This window comes from Microcystis sp. LE19-41.2A (genome assembly GCF_027530405.1).
In the GTDB taxonomy this organism is placed as follows: domain Bacteria; phylum Cyanobacteriota; class Cyanobacteriia; order Cyanobacteriales; family Microcystaceae; genus Microcystis; species Microcystis aeruginosa.
On record NZ_JAPZQJ010000261.1, the window covers coordinates 1 to 6,877 of the forward strand.

4 protein-coding genes are annotated in these 6,877 nt (G+C 45.1%); 2 read left to right on the forward strand and 2 right to left on the reverse strand.

Translation table 11 applies throughout. The features are described 5' to 3' along the window. Positions 1-192 precede the first annotated feature (192 nt). The gene (locus O9290_RS11390; RefSeq protein ID WP_288056962.1) at positions 193-1,302 is read right to left on the reverse strand and encodes a CobW family GTP-binding protein; all 1,110 of its coding nucleotides are present in this window, start codon (positions 1,300-1,302) and stop codon (positions 193-195) included. Between the two features lie 102 nt (positions 1,303-1,404). Next, on the reverse strand, positions 1,405-1,842 hold the full coding sequence (locus O9290_RS11395) for a DUF4079 domain-containing protein (RefSeq protein ID WP_002743713.1): 438 nt from the start codon (positions 1,840-1,842) through the stop codon (positions 1,405-1,407). A 4-nt stretch (positions 1,843-1,846) separates the two neighbouring features. On the opposite strand from O9290_RS11395, the gene O9290_RS11400 reads away from it, so the two are divergent. Both O9290_RS11400 and O9290_RS11405 read left to right on the forward strand, forming a co-directional pair. Continuing rightward, a complete protein-coding gene (locus O9290_RS11400; protein ID WP_288056959.1) occupies positions 1,847-4,483 on the forward strand; it encodes a M1 family metallopeptidase in 2,637 nt (878 codons plus the stop codon). A 223-nt stretch (positions 4,484-4,706) separates the two neighbouring features. Further along, positions 4,707-6,877: DEAD/DEAH box helicase family protein (locus O9290_RS11405; RefSeq protein ID WP_288087062.1), on the forward strand; the 2,171-nt coding region annotated here is incomplete at its 3' end.

Sequence of the window (6,877 nt, forward strand, 5' to 3'; positions counted from 1 at the left end):
GCTGCCTGTAAGCATCCCACCGAAAAGCTAATGCGCGGGGGGTTTGGGGGCGGCGCCACGCCCCCAACGGGGGGTTTGGGGGGTAGAACCCCCCAAAAGCTTGGATTGAGGGAAAAAATCGAAAGTAACGCCCGACTTTAGCAGAGAGTTTCCCCTTTAAAATCCCAACTTAGTAGATTTACAAAGCGGGGTTTATTTCCCAAATCCTTTACCGCGATTGACAGCAGGTAAAATGAGACAACTGTTAATCTGTTCTTTTAGGGTTTCATGATCGAGATTTTGACCGATAAGAACTAGCTGATTTTTGGGAGTACCTTTCCATTCGTCATCTTCGAGAGTAAAACGTTTGCCACTGAGGTGAAAAATATGACGTTTAGGACTTTCATCAAACCAGAGAATACCCTTAGCGCGGAAAACGCTTTCTGGTAACTGATTATCGAGGAAATATTGGAACTTCCGAATCGAAAAAGGTTGGTCACTAGCAAAGGAAATAGAAGTAAATCCATCCACCTCTAAATGATTGGAATGATCGTGATGATCATGATTGTGATCGTGATCGTGGTGGTGATCATGGTCGTGATCATGATCGCAATGGTCGTGATCGTGGTCGTGGTGCTCATGGTCGTGGTGTTCTTCTTCTGTGTCGAAATATTTATCCGATTCAAATAGTCCGACGCTGAGAATTAAGGGTAAAGGAACCTGACTTTTGCTAGTACGAAGAATTCTCGCTCCTTCCTTCATGTCCCGGATTCTTATTTCTAAAGAATCCACATCCGCTTCATCCACTAGATCGGTTTTATTGAGAACAATAATATCACCGTAGGTGATTTGACTTAAGGCCGCTTGCGAGTTGAATAAATCGAGACTAAAATTGGCACAATCCACCATAGTGACAATGGAATCTAAACGGGTCATTTCCCGTAATTCTGTACCTAAAAAGGTTAAAGCTACCGGTAAAGGATCGGCTAATCCCGTGGTTTCTACGACTAAATAATCGATTTTTTCGGGACGTTCGAGAATTTTATAAACTGCTTGAATTAAATCCTCGTTGATCGTGCAGCAAATACAGCCATTATTTAATTCTACCATGCTGTCATCACTACTGATAATCAGTTCATTATCGATACCGATTTCACCAAATTCATTGACAAGAACAGCAGTTTTTAATCCCTGTTGATTGCTGAGAATATGATTGAGGAGGGTAGTCTTACCACTACCAAGGAACCCAGTAATAATTGTTACCGGTAGCCCTTTTTTTGGCACTGACATCGTGTTAATAGCTTGTGATTCGACGGTTTGCATAATGATTTGGGGGTGAGTATTCTGTCACTAAAAAGCGATTTTTCGGGATGAGATGGCTAGTTTTTCTTGATCAAACAGTCTCCACTCGATCGCCGACTATTTTTATTGTAGATATTTTTGGACCACATCCCATCCTGTTAGGGTAACAAAAAGAAAACCCAGAAACAATAAAAGATTAGTGCCGATGTGGAGAGACCGCGCTAGAGGTGGACGAGTTGTAATGTTCAGGCCGCTAATTGCCGAAACAAAAACCAGAAAAACCACCGATAAACCCGCTATCAGGTGGGAAGAGTGGCCTAAACTGCCATAATGACCGATTGTTCCCACTAATCCGATTCCCAGCAGAATTAAGACCAAAGCAACCATGATCAGGCCGCTGAGGAGATGAAAGGATCTTAACCATTTCGGTCGAGATTGGCCCGCGAGTCGTCGATAACCCATGTTTACCCCCGAAACCGCTAGTAAAAAATAGGCAAAGAGGGTAAATCCCATCGACCAAGCGGCAATTTTCCATAACCAGAGAAAGGAAGGGAGATTCATAGGGGTGGGATTATTATTAGCAAGGAAAGGGACGACCGATCGTGTTAATTTAAGTTTACCGGACAAAAATCAGCAAGTTAGGGCTAATATGTCTCATCTCACCATCGACACAGAAAATAATCAGCGTCAACCCTTTGAGTTACCCGGGGCTAAACCCCATTATAACCCCGATCGACCCGGACAAGTTAATCATATTTTTCTCGATTTAATTATTGATATTCCTCAACAAAGTTTTCAGGGCAGCTGTCAGATTACCCTCACCCCCATTCGTCAGGGAATTAGCAGTTTAACTCTGGACGCGGTGGATTTAAATATTAATTCTGTGTTCATTGAAGGTATCAGTCAACCCTTTGACTATGATCGTTCTCTTCTGACCATTCATCTGCTGCAACCCACCACCGATAAACCGATTATCCTGACGATTAACTATCAGGTTAAGCAACCACAACGGGGGTTATATTTTATCGGCCCCGATGAATATTATCCCGATAAACCGATGCAAGTTTGGACCCAGGGAGAAGATGAAGATTCTCGCTTTTGGTTTCCCTGTTTTGATTACCCTGGCCAATTAACTACCTCCGAAATTCGGGTGAAAATTCCCCAACCCTATATCGCTATTTCTAACGGGGAATTAATCTCGGTGGCAACCGTTGGTGAGGACAGAATTTATCACTGGTCACAAAAGCAAATTCATCCCACCTATTTAATGACTCTTGCGGTGGGAGATTTTGCTGAATTATGCGACTCATGGAATGGTGTTCCTGTCACTTATTATGTGGAAAAAGGACGGGAAGAAGAGGGCCAAAGAAGTATGGGTAAAACTCCCCGCATGATCGAGTTTTTTAGCCAAAAGTTTGGTTATCCCTATCCCTATCCCAAATACGCGCAAGTTTGTGTAGATGATTTTATTTTTGGTGGGATGGAAAATACCTCCACCACAATTTTAACCGATCGCTGTTTAATTGATCAAAGAGCCAGCATTGATCATACTTGGACAGAAAGCTTAGTTGCCCATGAATTAGCTCATCAATGGTTCGGTGATTTAGTGGTGATTAAACACTGGTCTCACGCTTGGATTAAAGAGGGAATGGCCTCCTATTCTGAGGTTTTATGGACAGAATCGGAATACGGAAAAGCTGCTGGTAGTTATTATTTATTAGGGGAAGCAAGAAGTTATTTAGAAGAAGATACTTCCCGCTATCGTCGTCCGATTGTTACTCATGTTTATCGAGAAGCGATCGAACTTTATGATCGTCATCTCTACGAAAAAGGCGCTTGTGTTTATCACATGATCCGCTCTATTTTAGGGGAAGATTTATTCGGAAAAGCGATTCAGACTTTTGTGCGAGATAATGCCCATAAAACCGTGGAAACTGTGGACTTATTACGGGCGATCGAAAAAGCGACCGGGTACAATTTATTATTCCTCTTTGATCAGTACGTTTATCGCGGTGGTCATCCCGATTATAAGGTGGCCTACAGTTGGGACAATCAGAATAATTTAGCCCAATTAACTGTCACCCAAACCCAGGACGAAAAAGAACTATTCGACTTGAAAATTCCCGTCGCTTTTGCCTATCTCAACTCTGAGGATATTACCTACAATCTGCGGATTCACCAAAAAGAACAAACTTTCTATTTTCCCCTAGCACAAAAGCCCGATTTTGTCAAGTTTGATCGGGGTAATAATTTCCTCAAAACCGTCACTCTTGAGTATCCCATCGGTGAATTAAAAGCGCAATTACAACAGGATACCGATCCAATTTCCCGTATCTATGCAGCCATAGCCATTGCTAAAAAAGGCGGTTTAGAAGCGATCGAAGCTTTAGGGACATCCCTAGAAAATGAGCCTTTTTGGGGGGTGCGTGTGGAGGTGGCCAAACAGTTAGCAACTCTTGGTTTAGATCAGGCAGTTACTGCTTTAATTAAAGGTTTAAACGATGAAAAAGCACAAGTACGTCGGGCAATTGTCGAGGGATTAAGTGAAATTAAAACCTTAGATAGTTATAACGCGCTTAAATCCCTATTAGAAACTGGAGATGCTAGTTATTATGTGGAAGCGGCCGCGGCGCGAGGATTAGGCTCCATGGCCGTGGGACAATTGCAAAATAAAGAAGGGGAAATTATTGACCTGCTCAATCATATTTTACAGTCAAGAAAGGGGTGGAATGAGGTAGTAAGAGCGGGCGCAATTGGCGGTTTAAGCCAGTTAAAAACCTCCCCGGCGGCTTTGGAGTCAATTTTGACCTACACAGCTTTAGGCACGCCTCAACCCCTGAGATTAGGGGCTATTCGGGCCCTGGGAGCGATTTCTTCGGGACAAAGCACGGATAAATTAACCGTAATTTTGGAACGTTTAGAAACCATTGCCAAGGAAACTTTTTTCTTGACGCAAGTGGCAGTGTGTAACGCTTTAGGACAGATAGAAAATGCCAAAGCTATCGTTATTTTACAAGCTTTGAGCGATCGAACTCCCGATGGTCGCGTCCGTCGTGTAGCGGAGGAAGCAGTACAAAAAGTCCAGAAAAAATTAGGTTCCGACAAAGCAATTCAGGAAATTCGCGAGGAATTAGAAAAAATGAAACAGGAAAATCAGGAACTTAAAAGTCGTTTGACCAAATTAGAGGCGAAAAATAGTTAATTAACCTGAGTTATCCGTTATCAGTTATCGGTTATCAGTTGAGTAGGTAGGCGTTAAAAATTATCAGACACCCCCTTATCAAAGGGGGGATTAAGGGGGGATCCCCCCGCCTACCGGCACCCCCCTTATCAAGGGGGGCAGGGGGGATCGAACCTAAAATCCATTTTTAATTTAATTATAACCAGCTACTTATCAGTTATCTGTTTACTGTCTTGAGAGAACCATGGGATTAGGAGAAACAGACACCAGAGCCAAATTAATTGACCCCGTCCTGCATCAAAGAGGATGGACCGAGGATTGTCTCAAGCGAGAAGAAACCCCGGGGGCCATTCAAATTATCGATGGGGAAGCCGAACGCGCCAGGGGAAGGATCGATTATACCCTGCGAGTGGCCGTCAGTAGCGACAGCCAACCCTTAGCCGTCGCCCTAATAGAAGCAAAAAAGGAAGATGCGCCCCCCACTGAAGGCTTAGAACAGGTTAAACGCTATGCCAAAGGGTTAAATGTACCGTTTGTGTACTCCTGTAACGGTCATCTTTTTGTCGAACACGATCGCACGACGAATATAACTTCAGCCCCTCAGCCCCTCAGCCAATTTCCTACCCCGGCCGAACTGAGGGGGAGATACGAGCAGTATGTAGGCTTCAGCCTAGCAGAGGAGGTCGCCCGTCCCCTGCTGACTCCCTATAAGGGGGGAGAAGGAGGACGGCGTTACTACCAAGATGCTGCCATCCGCGCTGCTTTGGAAAAAATTGCCCGCTGCCAGCAAACAGGCTCCCCGGCGCGAGTCCTTCTAACCCTGGCAACGGGCGCGGGTAAGACTTTTATTGCCTGTAACCTACTGCGAAAAATAGCAGATGCCGGACAGTTGCGGCGGGCTTTATTTGTCTGCGATCGCGATGAGTTGAGAACCCAGGGGGCGGCGGCTTTGCAAATTGCCTTCGGTTCCGAGGCGGCGGAAGTAGAAAAGAACCAACCCCACAAGAATGCCCGTGTTTTAATTGCTACCTATCAAACTCTGAATGTGGACAAGGAAGAGGACATGGGGAATTTTTTAACCACCCATTACCCGGAAAATTATTTCAGCCATATCATCATCGATGAGTGTCACCGTTCCGCTTGGGGTAAGTGGTCGCAAGTTCTCACCCGCAACAGTGAGGCGGTACAGGTGGGGTTGACGGCAACTCCCCGGGAATTGGAGTTTACAGAAGACTCGCCCGAATCAGAAGCCGATAGACAAATCACCGCCGATAATATGGCCTATTTTGGCGAACCCGTCTATGAATACGACATCGGACAAGGGATAGAGGATGGCTATCTTGCCGCCTGCGAAATTGTTAGGAGTGCCATCAACCTCGATGACACGGGCATTACAGTGGAGGAGGTCATCAGCAGAAATCCCCTTGATGCCAACACGGGACAGCCCATCCCAGAGGCAGAAATTAGGGAAATGTACGAGAAAACCAGTTATGAGCGGTTAATTTTGCTCCCTGACCGTGTGATGGCGATGGCGGGGGATTTATTCAATCATTTGTTAACAACGGGGGGAGTGGAACAGAAAACGATTATTTTCTGTGTTAATGACCGCCATGCTGATGCTGTAGCCATTGAGATGAATAATCTCTATGCTCGTTGGTGTGCCGCTAAGGGGGAAAAGCCGAAGGATTATTATGCTTTCAAGTGTACGGCCAAATCTTCGGGTAATGACTATTTACCGGATTTAAAGGGCAGTTCCCGTTCCCATTTTGTCGCGACGACGGTAGATCTTTTAACCACCGGCGTCGATGTCCCCAATGTGAGAAATATTGTCTTTTTTAAATATGTCAATTCTCCCATTAGTTTCTATCAAATGGTAGGGCGGGGGACGCGGTTGGATCTACCCACTAATAAGTTAATGTTTCGGGTGTATGACTACACTAATGCTACCCGTTTATTTGGGGAGAAGTTTCTCGATAAGTTAGCCACCAAAAAGGGGACGGCGGCGGAACCAAAGGAAAGGCAGCAACGCCTGGTTATCTCCGTTGAGGGGTTTGAGGTAAATATTACTCCGGTGGGGCGCTATATTCTGACGACGGTGGACGGAGAAACGAAACCGATAACGGTGGAGGAGTATCGAGAGAGGCTGGCGGAATACTTGGTTAATCAGGTGACTAATTTGACCTTATTTCGTTCAATTTGGGTTCAGCCAGAGGAGCGGGGGAGGTTATTACAAATATTGCCTGATGGGGGGCGATCGGCAAGTATAATTAGGACACTAGATGAGTTGGAAGCTTGCGATTTATTTGATGTTTTGGGAGAGTTGGGTTATGGTTTGCACCGCCTGACTCGTTTGGAAAGGGCGGAAGCTTTTAGTTATAAACAGGGGGATTGGTTACGCGAAATGCCAGAAGAAAC